This window comes from Rhizobium sp. IY2, assembly GCF_047532935.1.
In the GTDB taxonomy this organism is placed as follows: domain Bacteria; phylum Pseudomonadota; class Alphaproteobacteria; order Rhizobiales; family Rhizobiaceae; genus Rhizobium; species Rhizobium anhuiense.
This window is the reverse complement of sequence record NZ_JBLKNU010000001.1, coordinates 967,011-982,345: the sequence shown is the minus strand read 5'-3', so window position 1 is coordinate 982,345 and position 15,335 is coordinate 967,011. Positions and strand designations below refer to the sequence as shown.

Sequence of the window (15,335 nt, the reverse complement as noted above, 5' to 3'; positions counted from 1 at the left end):
ATTTTGTTTCAGGAAAGCAGCTTTTTCGTCCGATCCTGCAAGACCGGGAGCAATTCTTTCTCGAACCAGGGATTGCGCTTCAGCCACCCGCTGTTACGCCAGCTCGGATGCGGCAGCGGCAGCACCGTCGGCGATCGGCCGGACAGAAGACCGTCACGCCACGCCCGCACCGTCTCGGTCATATTGCCCCGCTTTTCACCGGTCATATGCCAGGCCTGCGCATATTGGCCGATGACCAGCACCAGTTCGATCTGCGGCATGGCCGAGATCACTCTTTGCCGCCAGAACGGCGCGCATTCGCGCCGCGGCGGCAGATCGGCACCCTTATCGTCGTAGCCAGGAAAACAGAAGCCCATACCAACGATGGCGAATCGGTCGCAGTCGTAGAAGCTTGCCCTGTCAACGCCGAGCCATGACCGCAGCCGGTCGCCGGAAGCATCGTCGAACGGCAGGCCGCTCTCATGCACCCGAAGTCCCGGCGCCTGTCCGGCGATCAGGATGCGCGCGCTCGACGAAATCACCGCCACCGGCCGCGGCTCGTGCGGCAGCCGGTATTCGGGCCCCTTCGCCGGCGTGTCACGACAGATTCGGCAGGACGCGATCTCCCGCCGCAACGTCTCCAGCGTGGCTTCATCGTTCATGGCTTCACTCCCATCCGGAAATCTGCCCGATGAAGCGCAGGACGCCGTCGAAACCGGAACTGTGGCGCGCATGGTCGCGCACATCGCGCGGCCGCTCGAAGGTCCCGGCCCAGAGGCCCGCCTTCCGAGCCTTCGCCTCGGCCTCTTCTTTAGCATAACCGCCATAGGAGATGGCCATGCCCCGCCGCACCATGGCGGCATTGATGTCACCGTCCGCTTCGCTCCGGCAGACGACGAGCAGCCTGTCGTAGCGGTCGCGCCGGCTGCCCTGGCACAGCGTTCCGGATGCCAGCATCATGTCCTGCAGCGCCTCGCGCGCCGACCGGCCGCAGGCCCAAGCCTTCCCTGCCCGCTGGCAGCTCTGATTGAGTTCCGGCGCATCGATGCCTTCGAGGCGCAAACGTTCGGCTCCCAATGTCAGACTGTCACCGTCGGCCGCGTGGAAAGCACCCATATGCTCGATCTTTGCTGCGTCGTTGAGCTTGGCGGCGATCAGCGCCACGAGCACCAGCAGGGCAAAAGCGGTCACGCCGTCGCGAATCAGGCGCAGACCCCGTGTCACGCTTTTGCCTCCTTAAAAAACAAATCCTTGGCAAAGATGGCAAACATCTTCTTAAGAATTGCCGGTTAAGCTCTTATCCACCCTGGGATGAAGTTTCAACGTGCACATGAGTACCGGCGTAAGCACATCGACCGACAAGATCATCGTCGACAGGTCGCGCAGCCACCGCAACAAGGCCGTTTCCAAGGCCGTGCGGCAAACGCGCGAACGTCTTCAGTCCGGTCATGCGTCCAATTCCTCCTTCGACCGTGACGTGCTCAAGATGTATGTGACGTCGATGCTGCAGGGCGCGACGATCATGCCGCTGTTTGTTGTCATCATCACCGCGCTTGGCGTCTATTTCACCCAGAACACCCAATTGCTCTTCTGGGCGCTGCTGACGCTCACCTGTCACACCGGCAATATCCTGCTCGCACGGCGCGCGCGCCGGCAGGAAATCACCCCCGAGAGCGCCCGCAAATGGCGCCGCATGCTGCTGCTCGGCCAGTTCCTTCTCGGCTGCTGCTGGGCCGTCTTCGCCCTGCAGGGCTGCGACACTTGCGAGCCGTCGAGCTTCATTCTTTATAAGGGCGCCACGCTGCTGATCGCGCTCTCCGTCACGGCGATGTCGAACTTCATGCTGACGCCTGCCGTGCTCGCCGCCTTCTCGCCGGCGGTCCTGGCGCTCGCCGCCAAGAGCGGCCTGTCGCGCGACTTCCTCGAAATCAGCCTGACGGGGCTCTTCACCACCACTCTCGTCTTCTTCAACTATATCAGCGACCGGCTCTTCAAGTCGAACCTCAGGATCCTCTCCTACCAGTCTGAAAAGGACGACCTGATCGCCGAGCTCGAGGTGGCGAAATCGATGTCGGACGAGGCTCGCCGCCGCGCCGAAGAGGCGAACCTCGCCAAGTCCCGCTTCCTTGCCTCCATGTCGCACGAGCTGAGGACCCCACTCAACGCCATCCTCGGATTCTCCGAGGTGATGTCGGCCGAAGTCATGGGACCGCTCGCCAATCCGACCTACAAGGAATATGCCGGCGATATCCACCGCTCCGGCCAGCATCTGCTCGATCTGATCAACGAGATTCTCGACCTGTCGCGCATCGAAGCCGGCAAATACGAGCTGAGCGAGGAGGCGATCTCGCTTCTCGATATCACCGAAGATTGCATCGGCATGGTCCAGCTGCGCGCCCGCGGCAAGAATATTGCCATTTCGGACCAGTTCGAGCGGCAGCTGCCGGCCATCTGGGCGGATGAAAAATCGATGCGCCAGGTGGTGCTCAACCTTCTCTCCAATGCCGTCAAATTCACGCCGCAGGGTGGCGAGATCCATGTCAAGGTCGGCTGGACGGCCGGCGGCGGTCAGTACATCTCGATCAAGGACAACGGCCCCGGCATTCCGGAAGAGGAGATCCCCGTCGTCCTGTCGGCCTTCGGCCAGGGCTCGATTGCCATCAAGAGCGCCGAACAGGGTACCGGTCTCGGCCTGCCGATCGTCCAGGCGATCCTTGCCAAGCATGACGGACAGTTCCTGCTGAAATCGAAGCTGCGCGAGGGCACCGAGGTCATCGCCATCCTGCCCGCCAAACGCGTGCTTCAGAGCCTGCCAGCCGTCGAGGAGGCCCAGGCCGTCGCGCGCAAGCGCAAGAGTTTTGCCTGAATCAGCTAAAGAATAGGTGCTTGCCGAGAACGAAGCCGAGATAGAGGCAGCAGGCGGCGATCATGCAGCTTACCGCGAAAGAGCCGAGATCCTTGGCATGTTTGCCGACGATGGAAACCTCCGGCGAAATCCGGTCGATCACCTCTTCGACGGCGGTATTCATCGCCTCCATCGAAAAGAGTGCGAGAAACAGAAGCACCGCGACGACGATCTCGCCGACACTTGCACCAACGAGCGCCAGCGCTGTGATCGAAACGACGAAGAAACCAAGCTCCTGGCGGAAGGCCGCCTCTTTCAGCACCCGCAGGAAGCCCGCCCAGGAGTAGCTGGCCGCGGCGAAAAAATGCCGAAATCCGGTCTCTTTCGTCACCGCAGGCTTCGTCAAGACACCCTCTCCTCTTGCCGTTGCGTCACAGACCCGGGAAAGCTTGCCGTCTCCCCTTCGATGAGCGAATACGCAAATACCGAATCCCCTTGGGCGGCGCAAGCAACGGCGGGCGGATCGGCCGCGCCGACCGCGGGATCGGCGGCACCGGCCGCGGCCTCAATGCTTGTTGGTCACACCCGCCTGGGCGAAGGTCGCCATGCCGGAATGGCAGGCGGCGGCCGCCTTGACGATACCGGCGGCGAGCGCCGCACCGGTGCCTTCGCCGAGCCGCATGCCAAGCGCCAGAAGCGGCGTTTTGCCGAGCATCTCAATTGCGCGCAGATGTCCTGGCTCGCCGGAGACATGGCCGATCAGGCAATGATCGAGTGCGGACGGATTGGCGGCCTTCAGGATCGCTGCCGCCGCGGTTGCGACATAACCGTCGATCAGCACGGGAATGCGCTCCATGCGGGCGGCAAGAATGGCGCCGGCCATCGCCGCGATCTCGCGGCCGCCGAGCCGGCGCATGATCTCCAGCGGATCATCGAGATGGTCGCTATGCAACGCCACCGCCTTTTCCACCGCCGCGATCTTGCGCTCCAGCATCTCGCCTTCCGAACCGGTGCCGGGTCCCACCCAGTCGCGTGCCGAACCGCCGTAAAGCGCATAATTGATCGCCGCCGCAATCGTCGTATTGCCGATCCCCATCTCGCCGATGCAGAGCAGGTCGGTGCCGCCGGCGATCGCCTCCATGCCGAAGGCCATGGTCGCGGCGCAATCGCGCTCGGAAAGTGCGGCCTCTTCGGTGATGTCTCCGGTGGGATAATCGAGCGCCAGATCGAAGACTTTCAGCCCGAGATCATAGGCGACGCAGATCTGGTTGATCGCAGCCCCCCCGGCGGCAAAATTCTCGACCATCTGCTGCGTCACCGCGGGCGGAAAGGGCGTGATGCCCTGTCTGGTGACGCCGTGATTGCCGGCAAAGATCGCCACCAGCGGCCGGTTGACGGCAGGTGTGCGGCCCGTCCAGGCGGCAAGCCAGAAGGCGATCTCCTCAAGCCGTCCAAGCGCGCCCGGCGGCTTGGTCAGTTGCGCGTCGCGTTCGCGCGCCGCCACCAGCGCGCGGGCATCCGGGCCCGGCAGGTCACGAAGCAGGGTACGGAAATCGTCGAACGGCAGGCCTGAAACGCTCATCTGTGCGGTTTTCCTATGAATCCGGTATTCTTGTCTTTTCCACGCAAATCAGCTTCCTTGCGGGTGGCAACTCTCTTAAAGCGGGCGGACGAGGCGAACAACTCCAAAAGCGCCGCCGCGACCATAAGCCGAAACCTCTGGCAGAACGAAGCAGAATGAAGATCAAGGACCATGCGGTCGACACCGCCCGCGCCGTCGCCTTCCTCAGCCGCATTCCGATGCCGCAATCGCTGTTCAAAGGCTATGACGGCAGGCTCGGCCGGCTGGTGCGCGCCTTTCCCTTCGCCGGCCTGGTCATCGGCTTCGCCCCCGGGCTCGCGCTCCTCCTGCTTTTGGGGCTCAGGGCCGACCCGCTGATGGCAGCTCTGATCGCGCTTTCCGTCCAGGCTCTCGTCACCGGTGCGCTGCACGAGGACGGCCTGGCCGATACGGCCGATGGCATCGGCGGCGGCAAGAGCCGCGAGCAGAGCCTCCTCATCATGAAGGACAGCCGGATCGGCACCTATGGCGCGATAGCATTGATCCTGTCTTTCGCGATCCGCGCAGCCGCGCTTGCCGCCATCGCCCGACATTCCTCGCCGCTCGCTGCCGCCCTTGCCATTCTCGCCGTCGCGGCACTGAGCCGCGGCGCCATCACCTGGCACTGGCAGCGGCTGGCACCGGCAAAGGCCGATGGCGTGGCTGCCTCGACCGGACAGCCGGACGAGGCGGCGATGCAGTTTGCGCTCGCCGCGGCCGGCCTCGTCGCAGCGCTTCTGATCTGGCCTGCCTTCGGCCTGAGGCCGCTGGTCGCAAGCCTGCTCGCCACCGGGATCGCAGGGCTTTCCTTCACCGTTTTCATCCGCCGCAAGCTTGCCGGCCACACCGGCGATACGCTCGGCGCAACCCAGCAAATTTGCGAGATCGCCACCCTTTGCGCTCTTGCCACCGCTCTTTGAAACTCCGATATATCGCTCATGCAAACACCCTGCATTCACGTCTGCTCCATGGAGCCCTCCGCCGGATTTTGCGCCGGCTGCGGCCGGACTCTTCAGGAGATTGGCAGCTGGATGACCTACTCCGACGCCGAGCGAAGACGGATCATGGCGCTGCTGCCGGCAAGGCTTGCAGGCATCGCCGCGGTGCCGAACCATATGGAAACAAGCCTCGCCAGTCGGTCGGAGCGGCCTTTATGATCCGTTTGACCGTATTCCTCGTCGTGATCGGCATCGGCCTTGCCGTGTTGATCGTCAACAATGACAGCGGCCATATCCTCGGCCTGCAGAGCGATGACTTCGGCCGCGTCGTCTATCTGTTGCCGATCGCGCTGATGCTTTCGGCCGGCATCTGGGCCAGCCGGCGCAGTGTCGGCGAAACGATGCGCCAGATGATGATCTGGCTGGTCATCATCCTGGCGCTCGCGACCGTCTATCTCTATCGCCAGGAGGCGCTCGGCGTCGGCAACAGGCTGCTCGCCGGCCTCGTTCCCGGCCACGCCGTCGTCGTCACGACAAGCGAGGGCGGCCAGGAGATCATCCTGCACAAGCTGCTGAACGGCCATTTCGAAGCCGATGTCGCTGTCAACGGCCAGACGATCCAGATGCTCGTCGACACCGGCGCCAGCATGGTGGCGCTGTCGCGCGAAGATGCCGAGCGGATCGGCATCGACCTCTCCGGCCTCACCTATTCCATGACCGTCATGACCGCCAACGGCCGCGGCCGCGCAGCACCCGTCACGCTCGACCAGGTGGCGATCGGCCCGATCGTCCGCAACAATGTCGCAGCCAGCGTCGCCGAGGACGGCCGGCTCGACCAGAGCCTGCTCGGCATGAGCTTCCTGGAAACGCTGGGCTCCCTGCAGATGCAGACCGATGAACTGCGCATGCGCGATTGAACCCGGCGCCGAGGCGCTCACGATCCGTTGTCAGCCGTTCGCCGATCGACGAGTGCCGCGAAAAGCGCTGCCGACAATGCGAGCGAAGCCGATATCAGCAACAGGCCGAATAGCGTGTGAACCGCGCCCGGCCCACCGAGAAACAGCCCGGCGACCGAGGCGATGAGTGCTCCGCCGCCAATCGACATCGCGGCAGCAAGGCCCGCGGCGGTGCCTGCGAGATTGCCGCGCACGGACATCACACCCAGATTGGCGGCGGGAAAGGTCAATCCGTTGCCGATGCCGATGAATATGCAGGGTCCGAAGAACGCAAGGACGTGGGTGGCGCCCGACATCGAGAAGATAAGCCCAAACAATAGACCCATACACGTCACCAGGCGCGCAATGACAAGGGTCGTGCCCGGCGAGTTCCCGGTGAAGCGGCCAGCGAGATAGCTGCCCAGAATGAACCCCGCAGGGATCATTCCCATGTAGAAGCCGAGCTTTGCGCTTGATCCGCCGACCGACTCGCCAACGGCCGACGATGCTCCTCCCAGGAAAATATAGAGAGTGCCCGTCGAACAGGCCATGCACAGCGCATAGGCCCAGAACCGTGCCGAACCCAGAAGCTGCCCATAGGAGGCGAGATGGTTGCCTCTCGATCTCGATTTGTGTTCGGCGGTCTCCTTGAGCTCGCGCATGGAGATCGCGAGGATGGCGGCCCCGAGCAGCGCAAGGGCGACGAAAATCGACCGCCATCCGAACAACTCGTCCAAAGCTCCGCCGAAGGTGGGACCCAGCATGGGAGCAATTGCCCATCCCATGGCGGCGTAACCAATTCTGTTGGCGGCCTGACCTTCGCCCGCCGTCTCCTTGATGACGACGAGGGCGACACAAAAACATGCGGCGATGGACGCTTGCATGGCGCGAAACAGAAGGAAGATGCCGATATTTGGAGCAAGGGCGCAACCGACGGAGGCGACGATGAAAATGGCGACGGCGACCAGTGCGACCGGTCTGCGCCCATATCGATCCGACATTGCGCCTGCGACGATCTCCGTCAGGGCGTTGACGATCGCATAGCCCGCAACCGACAGATTGACGAGCGCGAAATCGGCTTGGAACGTGGCTGCGATGTTCGGCAGCGCCGGCAGATATATGTTCACCGGCAATACCGAGAGCGCCGTGAGCAGGAGGAGGATCGTGCGCCGGGGCGCCGCCGCGGTCGATGTCGCAACCGTCGTGTCGGTCATGCGGCTGCTGGAGTTCTGAACAGCATTGTCGCGAGTCATGGTCTTGCCCGTCTTGTCAGCGAGATGTCGGGGGAAATCTGACGAGGCGCAGCCCAAATTCAGGGCATAAAAAAAGCCCCGTCAGGAGCTCGATTTCCGCGCATGGGGCTGTTTGCCGGATGGTTACACCATCCTGCCCATGCGCTCTATCACCACGACAAGAACCATTGCGATCTTCATGGCCGCTACAGCTAGAGAGTAATTCGCACTCCGTCAATGCGCCGCTTTTTGACGGGCGGAGCGGCTTTACGGCAGCGTTCGGATCTGTCAGCTTCAAGCGCAACAACAAGACCACAAAGAGCAAAAAGAAACTTCCCGTGCATAATTCCTGAAATCGGAATCGATTTCAGGAATTATGCAGCAATTCAAAGTGCTACAGCGTCCTTTGCGCGTCTGAAAGACGCGCGGCGCTGTAGTCTGGTGGCACCGCATGTTCGACCGGCCTTCGCCTTGGGCGAGGCCTTAATCCATGGGTGCGACAGGAGTTTCGCGATGAATTCACTTTGGCCGATCGTCATCGGCGGCGTTCTGCCGGCTTTCTTCTGGGGCATCACTGCCATCTTCCAGAAACAGAGCGCCACATCAGCTACCGGCTCCGCCATCTATCTGATCGCCTTCGGCGCTGTCTGCGCGCTCGCCGGTCTGCTCGCCGCGCTGATCTGGCGCCCTGCCCCCTGGACCGCCGAGGGTCTCGGTTTTGCCGCCATCGCGGGCGCCTGCTTCGCCGTCGGCACCGGCCTCATCAGCTTTGCGCTTTTTGCTTATGGCGTCCCGGTTTCGAAACTCGCTCCGATCTGGAGCTGCAACGTGCTGGTGACGCTGGCAATCGGCGCCGTCATTCTCGGTGAAGCCTCCGAGGTCAACATAATGAGGCTCGCCGCCGGTACCGTCCTGATCATCTCAGGCGCTCTGCTCGTCAGCAGCGCCTGAGATGAAGCGGGCGCAACACGCAGCAGGAAAGACAAGCCTTCGTCGCCAAATGCACCTGCATTGCAGCACGTTCTGCTTTGTTGATATCCTGCGTCAAGGCGCCTCCACGCGTCGTACGGAGCCAACATGAACCTGCGACAATTGAAGACATTCCTTGCGGTGATCCGGCACGAAAATCTGACGCGCGCCGCCGCCGAGGTCAATCTCGCTCAGTCGAGCCTCAGCGACCAGATACAGGCTCTGGAAGAGGAATTGGGCGCAGAGCTCTTCCTCCGCTCGCGGCAGGGCGTGGTCCCGACACCGGCGGGCGCGGTCCTCAAGGCCTATGCCGAAGAGATATTGGCGCTGAACGACGAGGCGAAGGCCGCCGTCAGTGCTGCAGCCGGCAGCGCTGGACAGTCCATCACCTTGGGTACGCTCGAAACCATCGCCGCCGAAAGGCTGGCGCCGTGGCTATCACTCTTTCGCAAGAAGAACCCAGACGTCGGCCTCAAGCTCAAGGTCGGCGGCAGCGGCGAATTGGTTGCGCAGTTGCAGCAGGGCTCGATCGATGTCGCCTTCACCTTCGATCGCGGGCATCAGGACGAACGCTTCTTGACGCGCCGCATCTGCAGCGAACAGTTGGCGCTGATTGCCGGCCGCGATTTGCAAGCCCGACCACCCGCAAGCCTCGCCGCACTGAAGAACGCGCCCTTCGTCGCCACCGAAACCGGCTGCGTCTACCGTCACCTGTTCGAGACCGCCTTTGCCGACGCCGGCATCGCCACGCCACCGATCGTCACTGAGGCCGACAGCATCGCCACGATCATCCGACTCGTTGCATCCGGCACTGGTTACGGCCTTGTGCCACGCCTTGCGCTCGGCCATGCGGCAACACGCGACGACGTCGTCGAACTGCCATGGCCGGGCAATCCACCTGCCGCTTCGCTGATCATGGTGTGGCGCCGCCGGCGCGTTCAGCCGCCGGCGCTTTCTCTCTTGCTGTCATCAGCGTCCGACAACCTTCAGCCCCTCAAACCAGCCGATGTCCGCCTTCAACGTGCAGGATAGTGCCTGTGGTGAAGCCGTTGCCGATCAGGAAGCGGATCGCATCGGCAATATCCGCGGGCCTGCCGACACGCCCGGCTGGCAGGCGTTGTGCCATGGCCTCAAGCGTCGCCTGCTTGGCGTCGCCGGCAACCAAGCTCCAAATCGGCGTGTCCACCCATCCCGGCGACACGGCGTTGACGCGGATCGGCGCCAGCTCGATCGCCAACGCCCTGACCAGGCCTTCGAGCGCAGCGTTAACCGCTGCGACGACCGATCCCCGCGCCGCCGGCCGATAGGCCGCAACGCCCGATGTATAAGTAATCGATCCTGATAGCGGCAGGAGGGGCGCACCGTATTTCGCCAGCAGCAACGGCCCATAGAACTTGCTCTCGACCACACGTTGTGCCGCCGCAAGTTCGATCGACGGCAGCAACTGGTAGGCGCCTTCGATGTCAGCGGCGGTGCTGACGATATGGTCAACGGGATCGCTATTGCGGAAAAGCGCCGCTACCTCTTCCTCTCGCGATATATCGACGGCAAGCGTCGCCAATCCAGGGTGATCGCCGAGATCGCGCCGCGCCGCCGCAAGCCTGTCGGCGCTACGTCCCGCGATCGTCACCGACGCTCCCTCCTCAAGTAAGCGTGCAGCAAGCGCCAGTCCCATGCCGGAACTGCCGCCAACAATAATGATCTTCGCGCCTTCGATCCTGATATCCGTCATCTGCCGTCTCCTTCTTGGCTGACCAGCAGATGCCCCAGGCCAAAACGGAAGAAAAACGGAAGAAATCGATAACATCATCGGAAAATCCGATGATGTCATTCAGGAAAACGGTCAGTTGCGCAGCCGATACCCCGTCTTGAATATCCAGGCGAGCGTTCCCAAGCAGATGCCCAGGAAGACCGTGATCATCGCCAGGCTGATCGCCGGATTGACATCGGCGATCCCGTAAAAGCTCCAGCGGAAACCGCTGACGAGATAGAGCACCGGGTTGAGGTGGCTGACCGCCTGCCAGAAAGGCGGCAGCATGCTGACCGAATAGAAGCTGCCGCCGAGGAAGGTGAGCGGCGGCACGACCAGCATGGGAATAAGGTTCAGCTGTTCGAAATTGCCGGCCCAGATGCCGATCATGAAGCCGAACAGGCTGAAGGTGATCGCCGTCAGTAGGAAGAACAGAATCATCATGAAGGGATGCTCGATCCTGACGTCGACGAAAAGATTGGCGGTCAGGAGGATAATGAAGCCGATAATCATTCCCTTGGTTGCCGCCGCCCCGACATATCCGAGCAAAATCTCGGTCATCGCCACCGGCGCCGAAAGCACCTCGTAGATCGTGCCGGTGAATTTCGGGAAATAGATGCCGAAGGAGCCGTTGCTGATGCACTGGCCGAGCAACGTCAGCATGATCAAGCCGGGGGTGATGAAGGCGCCGTAGGACACGCCCTCCACCTCCTGGATGCGCGAGCCGACCGCGGCGCCGAAGACGATGAAATAAAGAGATGTCGAGATCACGGGCGAGATGACGCTCTGCAACAGGGTGCGGCGCGTGCGCGCCATCTCGAAGAAATAGATCGATTTGACGGCTTCGACGTTCATTTGTCCGCTCCCACCAGCGCCACGAAGATGTCCTCAAGCGAGCTTTGCCGCGTCGAGAGATCCTTGAAATGGATATTGTTCTCGCCGAGCCGGGTCAGCAGTGCCGCAATACTTTCCTGCTCGTTGTCAGTGTCGAAATCATAAGTCAGCCGGTTGCCGTCAGCCTCCAGCGTCAATCCATTGCCGGCAAAACAATCCGGCAGCCGGTCGAGCGGTTCAGTGAGATCGAGGATGAGCTGCTTACGACCGAGCTTGGCCATCAGCGCCGCCTTGTCCTCGACGAGCAGCAATTCGCCGCCGTTGATGACGCCGACGCGGTCGGCAATTTCCTCGGCCTCTTCGATATAATGCGTGGTCAGGATGATGGTGACGCCGGAGGCCCGAAGCTCTTCGACGACATGCCACATGTCCTTGCGCAGCGTCACGTCGACGCCGGCGGTCGGCTCGTCGAGGAAAAGAATATCCGGCTCATGCGAGAGAGCCTTGGCGATCAGCACTCGCCGCTTCATGCCGCCGGAGAGCTGGCGCAGCATATTGTCCTTCTTGTCCCAGAGCGAGAGTGCGCGCAGCACTCTCTCGATATGAGCAGGATTGGCTTTCTTGCCGTGCAGACCGCGCGAAAAGCTGACGGTATTGAACACCGTCTCGAACTGATCGGTGGTCAGTTCCTGCGGCACCAGCCCGATCATTCCGCGGGTGGCGCGAAAATCCTTCACGACGTCGTGGCCGGCGACCAACACCCGGCCGCCGCTCGGATTGGCGATGCCGCAGATAATCGAGATCAGCGTCGTCTTGCCCGCGCCGTTTGGCCCGAGCAGCGCCAGGATCTCACCCTTTTCGACGTCGAGATTGATGCCCTTCAGGGCCTCGAACCCATTGGCGTAGGTCTTGGTGAGGTTCTGAACGGAAATGATGGGGGCCATGCGGAACTCTTGAGGATTCTCGGAAGTTACTCGGCCGCTATATAGTCCCTTTGTAACGCTTTAACATCCTTAAGCGCTGAACACTGCATTCGCGCACTGCTAACATAGTTGGCCCGTTAGCGTAGGCGCCCACTAACACAGGGCGCCCGCTGACATTGTCAATCCGCTGGCGCGGACAGCCCGCTGGCGCGGGCGGGGTTAGTTGGCATCGGGCTTCGCGATGAACCGCCCCTCGCGAAAAGAAAGGCAGCGGCCGGGCTCAGATGTCATCATCCGGTGATATTCATGCCCGATAAGAGAGCCGAGGCCAGCACCGGCATCCGCCCCCGCCGCCCATCCCTTTGCGGAGCCGTCTCCGGGCGTTCTCGTTGCGCCCCTTTTTGGCTGCCTCGGCATGTAGTGAAAGTTATTGTTCAGTTACGAAGTGCTTGGAACCGGCCAGTATCCCTGTCCAGCCGTGTTCGTCTTAAGCCGGCCCTGCGCCGGCTTTCTTTTTGTGGGTTGCCCGTTGTTGCCCCTCGCTGGAGATCGGCGCATTCGGTCCTATCGTCGCTCGCCCTTACAACTCGTCATAAACAAACCAGTCGAAATCAGCACTCTTCGCCCGGCCTGACGTATCGAAGGCAAATACGCCGGCGAAAGCACCGGTGAAGGAGCCATGTTCGCCGCGTCCGCCCTCGTCTGAAATCACACCGGCGTCGAGGACCGGGCCGATCGGCTGCCATGCGCCCTTGCCTTCGGTCTGCCAGAAGAACTGCAGGTCGTTCTCGCGGATTTCCATGGCGAGCTGGACGCGGCCCTCGGCAGCAATCGAAACGCCGCTGTCGGCGGGAAAACTCAGCCGTCCGTTCGGGTAGTCGCCGTTGCAGGAGAGGATCGTCACGCAGCGGCCGAGTGTTTCGTGCAGCGTCACGGCAACGGCGTGGAACTTGTGCCGGTTGTAGTAATGCGTCAGCCCCGCCACCTGCTGATAGGTGTCGGGCGAGAACTCGATCACGGTCTCGGCGCGGAAACTGTGGTGTTCCTGCCGGCGGGCGATCAGCGACTGTTCGAACCAGGAACCGATGCTTTCGCGCGCAATCAGGCGCAAATGGCCGGGACGATCCGTCAGGTTGAAGATGCGCTCGGGCTCGGGCGTGCGCAGCCACTGAAAATCGCCAGGCAGCGTGCCGCCGTCGAAGCTGTATTCGCTGCGCATCGGCTTTTCCACAGGCGTCGCGCCGAAGAGACCGGGTACATCGACATCAGGTACGCTGGTGCCATTTTCGAGATAAAGCCAGTCATCGTCGCGCCAGACGCATTTCTGCAGGCTTGTCTCTCGCCCCAGTGTGCAGCGCCGCTTCGGCGGCAACGGCCGGCCGCAGAGATGGGTGTGGTAGGCCTCGCCGTCGGGCGTCTCGACATACTGCCCGTGCCCTGCCCGCTGCAGCACCGCGCCCGGGTGGTCCTTGGAGGTGATCAGATGCATGTTCGGATGCATCTCATAGGGTCCGTCAATATCGCGGGACCGCGCCATGGTGACGGCGTGGTCGTAGCCGGTGCCGCCCTCGGCGGTCGTCAGATAATACCAGCCGTTGCGTTTGAAGAGATGCGGGCCTTCGACGAGGCCGAGTGGGCTGCCGGCGAAGATGTTCTTGATCGGCCCCTTCAACGCCTTTGTCGCCGGATCCCATTCCTGCAGCAGGATACCGTCGAAGGCCGGCGATTTCGGCGAGCCGCCGTAGCTTTCGGTGCGATGGTTCCACTGCATGTTGATGAACCACTTGCGGCCGTCATCGTCGTGAAACAGCGAGGGATCGAAGCCTGAGGAATTGACATAGACGGGGTCGGACCATTCGGCCTCGATCGAAGGTGCGGTGACGATGTAGTTCGGCGCGTCCTTGAAGCTGCCGTCGAAGCGCTTGACGTCGGTATAAACAAGCCAGAACTGCCCGTCGGCATAGGAAAGACACGGCGCCCAGATGCCGCAGCTATCGGGATTGCCGCGCATGTCGAGCTGCGACCTGCGTTCCAACGGCCGGCGCACCAGCGTCCAGTTTACCAGGTCGCGCGAATGGTGGATCTGCACGCCGGGATACCATTCGAAGGTCGAGGTGGCGATGTAATAATCCGCGCCGACGCGGCAGATCGACGGATCGGGGTTGAACCCCGGCAGGATGGGATTGCGGATCATGGACGGTCTCCTCCGAGCATCGGTGCTATTTGCTGCACGTACATCAGATCAAAGTAGAAAAGAGCCCGGAAGAGTTTCCTCCCCGGGCCCGGCTTGATTTATGCGCGTTCGGCCGACTTGGCCCAGAGGTTGATGTCGGCCTCGCGGGCGTAGACGTCGATCTCGGCAAGTTCCTCTACGGTGAATTCGAGATTGTCGAGCGCCTTGACGCAATCGACGATCTGCGAGGAGCGGCTGGCGCCGATCAGCGCCGAGGTCACGCGGCCGCCGCGCAGCACCCAGGCGATCGCCATCTGCGCCAGCGTCTGGCCGCGCTTTTCGGCGATCCCGTTGAGCTTGCGGATATTGTCGATGATCGAAGGGCGGATGAAATCGCGCTTGAGGAAGTGGTTCTGCGCCGCGCGGCTGTCTTCCGGAATGCCGCCGAGATATTTCGTCGACAGCATGCCCTGGGCAAGCGGCGAGAAGACGATCGAACCCATGCCGACCTCATCCAGCGTATCGAGCAGCTTGTCGTCCTCGACCCAGCGGTTGAGCATCGAATAGCTCGGCTGGTGGATCAGGCACGGCGTGCCAAGCTCCTGCAGGATCTTTGCGGCTTCGCGCGAGCGCTGCGAATTATAGGAGGAAATGCCGACATAGAGCGCCCGGCCGGAGCGCACGATATGGTCGAGCGCGCCGCAGGTCTCTTCCAGCGGCGTCTCCGGATCGAAGCGATGCGAATAGAAGATGTCTACATAGTCGAGGCCCATGCGCTTCAGGCTCTGGTCGCAGGAGGCGATCAGGTACTTTCGGCTGCCCCATTCGCCATAGGGTCCGGGCCACATGTCATAGCCGGCCTTCGACGAAATGATCAGCTCGTCACGAAGCCCGGCAAATTCGGTGCGCAGGATCTCGCCGAAGGCGGTCTCGGCGCTGCCGGGCGGCGGGCCGTAATTGTTGGCGAGGTCGAAATGGGTGATGCCGAGGTCGAAGGCCGTGCGGCACATATCGATCTTGCGGTCGTGCGACGTGTCGCCGCCGAAATTGTGCCAGAGGCCGAGCGAGACGGCCGGCAGCTTCAGGCCGGAACGGCCCGTGCGGTTATATTTCATTTTCGAATAGCGGTCTGCGGCTGGTTGCCAGCTCATGATCCC

16 protein-coding genes are annotated in these 15,335 nt (G+C 62.2%); 6 read left to right on the top strand and 10 right to left on the bottom strand.

Features of this window, described 5'->3' with window-relative positions; genetic code table 11:
* Positions 1 to 8: 8 nt before the first annotated feature.
* Entirely contained in the window at positions 9 to 641 is a 633-nt protein-coding gene (locus ACMUVN_RS04805) for a uracil-DNA glycosylase family protein (protein ID WP_047610204.1), read from the bottom strand.
* Positions 642 to 645: 4 nt separating this feature from the next.
* The gene (locus ACMUVN_RS04800) at positions 646 to 1,203 is read right to left on the bottom strand and encodes a thermonuclease family protein (protein ID WP_097543688.1); all 558 of its coding nucleotides are present in this window, start codon (positions 1,201 to 1,203) and stop codon (positions 646 to 648) included.
* Between the two features lie 106 nt (positions 1,204 to 1,309).
* Between ACMUVN_RS04800 and ACMUVN_RS04795 the strand changes: the two genes are divergently transcribed.
* Positions 1,310 to 2,845, top strand: coding sequence for a sensor histidine kinase (locus ACMUVN_RS04795; protein WP_063475041.1), 1,536 nt, complete (start codon positions 1,310 to 1,312; stop codon positions 2,843 to 2,845).
* A gap of 1 nt (position 2,846) precedes the next feature.
* On the opposite strand, the gene ACMUVN_RS04790 is transcribed toward ACMUVN_RS04795, so the two are convergent.
* Both ACMUVN_RS04790 and cobT read right to left on the bottom strand, forming a co-directional pair.
* Positions 2,847 to 3,230, bottom strand: a complete 384-nt coding sequence (locus ACMUVN_RS04790) for a diacylglycerol kinase (protein WP_097543689.1) — start codon at positions 3,228 to 3,230, stop codon at positions 2,847 to 2,849.
* Positions 3,231 to 3,389: 159 nt separating this feature from the next.
* On the bottom strand, positions 3,390 to 4,406 hold the full coding sequence (gene cobT / locus ACMUVN_RS04785) for a nicotinate-nucleotide--dimethylbenzimidazole phosphoribosyltransferase (protein WP_047610212.1): 1,017 nt from the start codon (positions 4,404 to 4,406) through the stop codon (positions 3,390 to 3,392).
* Positions 4,407 to 4,561: 155 nt separating this feature from the next.
* On the opposite strand from cobT, the gene ACMUVN_RS04780 reads away from it, so the two are divergent.
* From ACMUVN_RS04780 to ACMUVN_RS04770, 3 genes are read left to right on the top strand one after another with little or no spacing between them, the layout of a single operon-like run.
* Complete coding sequence (locus tag ACMUVN_RS04780; RefSeq protein WP_097543690.1) at positions 4,562 to 5,344, top strand: adenosylcobinamide-GDP ribazoletransferase; 783 nt, start codon at positions 4,562 to 4,564, stop codon at positions 5,342 to 5,344.
* Positions 5,345 to 5,362: 18 nt separating this feature from the next.
* Positions 5,363 to 5,581, top strand: a complete 219-nt coding sequence (locus ACMUVN_RS04775; protein WP_097543691.1) for a DUF1289 domain-containing protein — start codon at positions 5,363 to 5,365, stop codon at positions 5,579 to 5,581.
* Positions 5,578 to 6,279, top strand: coding sequence for a TIGR02281 family clan AA aspartic protease (locus tag ACMUVN_RS04770; RefSeq protein ID WP_047610219.1), 702 nt, complete (start codon positions 5,578 to 5,580; stop codon positions 6,277 to 6,279). The genes ACMUVN_RS04775 and ACMUVN_RS04770 overlap by 4 nt, the downstream gene beginning before the upstream one ends.
* 17 nt (positions 6,280 to 6,296) lie before the next feature.
* On the opposite strand, the gene ACMUVN_RS04765 is transcribed toward ACMUVN_RS04770, so the two are convergent.
* The gene (locus tag ACMUVN_RS04765) at positions 6,297 to 7,550 is read right to left on the bottom strand and encodes an MFS transporter (protein WP_132572004.1); all 1,254 of its coding nucleotides are present in this window, start codon (positions 7,548 to 7,550) and stop codon (positions 6,297 to 6,299) included.
* Between the two features lie 492 nt (positions 7,551 to 8,042).
* Between ACMUVN_RS04765 and ACMUVN_RS04760 the strand changes: the two genes are divergently transcribed.
* Entirely contained in the window at positions 8,043 to 8,480 is a 438-nt protein-coding gene (locus ACMUVN_RS04760) for an EamA family transporter (RefSeq protein WP_047610224.1), read from the top strand.
* A gap of 126 nt (positions 8,481 to 8,606) precedes the next feature.
* Entirely contained in the window at positions 8,607 to 9,530 is a 924-nt protein-coding gene (locus ACMUVN_RS04755; RefSeq protein WP_132572010.1) for a LysR family transcriptional regulator, read from the top strand.
* On the opposite strand, the gene ACMUVN_RS04750 is transcribed toward ACMUVN_RS04755, so the two are convergent.
* The 5 genes from ACMUVN_RS04750 to mgrA form a co-directional block, all read right to left on the bottom strand.
* On the bottom strand, positions 9,493 to 10,230 hold the full coding sequence (locus tag ACMUVN_RS04750) for an SDR family oxidoreductase (RefSeq protein WP_047610228.1): 738 nt from the start codon (positions 10,228 to 10,230) through the stop codon (positions 9,493 to 9,495). The genes ACMUVN_RS04755 and ACMUVN_RS04750 overlap by 38 nt on opposite strands.
* 111 nt (positions 10,231 to 10,341) lie before the next feature.
* Complete coding sequence (locus tag ACMUVN_RS04745) at positions 10,342 to 11,103, bottom strand: ABC transporter permease (RefSeq protein WP_047610230.1); 762 nt, start codon at positions 11,101 to 11,103, stop codon at positions 10,342 to 10,344.
* Positions 11,100 to 12,026: an ABC transporter ATP-binding protein gene (locus ACMUVN_RS04740; RefSeq protein WP_047610232.1), complete on the bottom strand. Its 927-nt coding sequence runs from the start codon at positions 12,024 to 12,026 to the stop codon at positions 11,100 to 11,102. Before ACMUVN_RS04740 ends, ACMUVN_RS04745 begins: the two co-directional genes overlap by 4 nt.
* A gap of 559 nt (positions 12,027 to 12,585) precedes the next feature.
* Positions 12,586 to 14,199 (bottom strand): glycoside hydrolase family 43 protein, encoded by a 1,614-nt coding sequence (locus ACMUVN_RS04735; protein WP_132572013.1) that lies wholly within the window; start codon positions 14,197 to 14,199, stop codon positions 12,586 to 12,588.
* Positions 14,200 to 14,297: 98 nt separating this feature from the next.
* Entirely contained in the window at positions 14,298 to 15,329 is a 1,032-nt protein-coding gene (gene mgrA, locus ACMUVN_RS04730; RefSeq protein ID WP_063475049.1) for an L-glyceraldehyde 3-phosphate reductase, read from the bottom strand.
* Between the last annotated feature and the right edge of the window lie 6 nt (positions 15,330 to 15,335).

Bases quoted from the DNA above. Each gene is read 5' to 3' on its own strand.
- cobT (WP_047610212.1), bottom strand. From the start codon at position 4,406: ATGAGCGTTTCAGGCCTGCCGTTCGACGATTTCCGTACCCTGCTTCGT.
- ACMUVN_RS04755 (WP_132572010.1), top strand. From the start codon at position 8,607: ATGAACCTGCGACAATTGAAGACATTCCTTGCGGTGATCCGGCACGAA.
- ACMUVN_RS04795 (WP_063475041.1), top strand. From the start codon at position 1,310: ATGAGTACCGGCGTAAGCACATCGACCGACAAGATCATCGTCGACAGG.
- ACMUVN_RS04770 (WP_047610219.1), top strand. From the start codon at position 5,578: ATGATCCGTTTGACCGTATTCCTCGTCGTGATCGGCATCGGCCTTGCC.
- ACMUVN_RS04740 (WP_047610232.1), bottom strand. From the start codon at position 12,026: ATGGCCCCCATCATTTCCGTTCAGAACCTCACCAAGACCTACGCCAAT.
- mgrA (WP_063475049.1), bottom strand. From the start codon at position 15,329: ATGAGCTGGCAACCAGCCGCAGACCGCTATTCGAAAATGAAATATAAC.
- ACMUVN_RS04805 (WP_047610204.1), bottom strand. From the start codon at position 641: ATGAACGATGAAGCCACGCTGGAGACGTTGCGGCGGGAGATCGCGTCC.
- ACMUVN_RS04780 (WP_097543690.1), top strand. From the start codon at position 4,562: ATGAAGATCAAGGACCATGCGGTCGACACCGCCCGCGCCGTCGCCTTC.
- ACMUVN_RS04765 (WP_132572004.1), bottom strand. From the start codon at position 7,550: ATGACTCGCGACAATGCTGTTCAGAACTCCAGCAGCCGCATGACCGAC.
- ACMUVN_RS04745 (WP_047610230.1), bottom strand. From the start codon at position 11,103: ATGAACGTCGAAGCCGTCAAATCGATCTATTTCTTCGAGATGGCGCGC.
- ACMUVN_RS04735 (WP_132572013.1), bottom strand. From the start codon at position 14,199: ATGATCCGCAATCCCATCCTGCCGGGGTTCAACCCCGATCCGTCGATC.
- ACMUVN_RS04750 (WP_047610228.1), bottom strand. From the start codon at position 10,230: ATGACGGATATCAGGATCGAAGGCGCGAAGATCATTATTGTTGGCGGC.
- ACMUVN_RS04775 (WP_097543691.1), top strand. From the start codon at position 5,363: ATGCAAACACCCTGCATTCACGTCTGCTCCATGGAGCCCTCCGCCGGA.
- ACMUVN_RS04760 (WP_047610224.1), top strand. From the start codon at position 8,043: ATGAATTCACTTTGGCCGATCGTCATCGGCGGCGTTCTGCCGGCTTTC.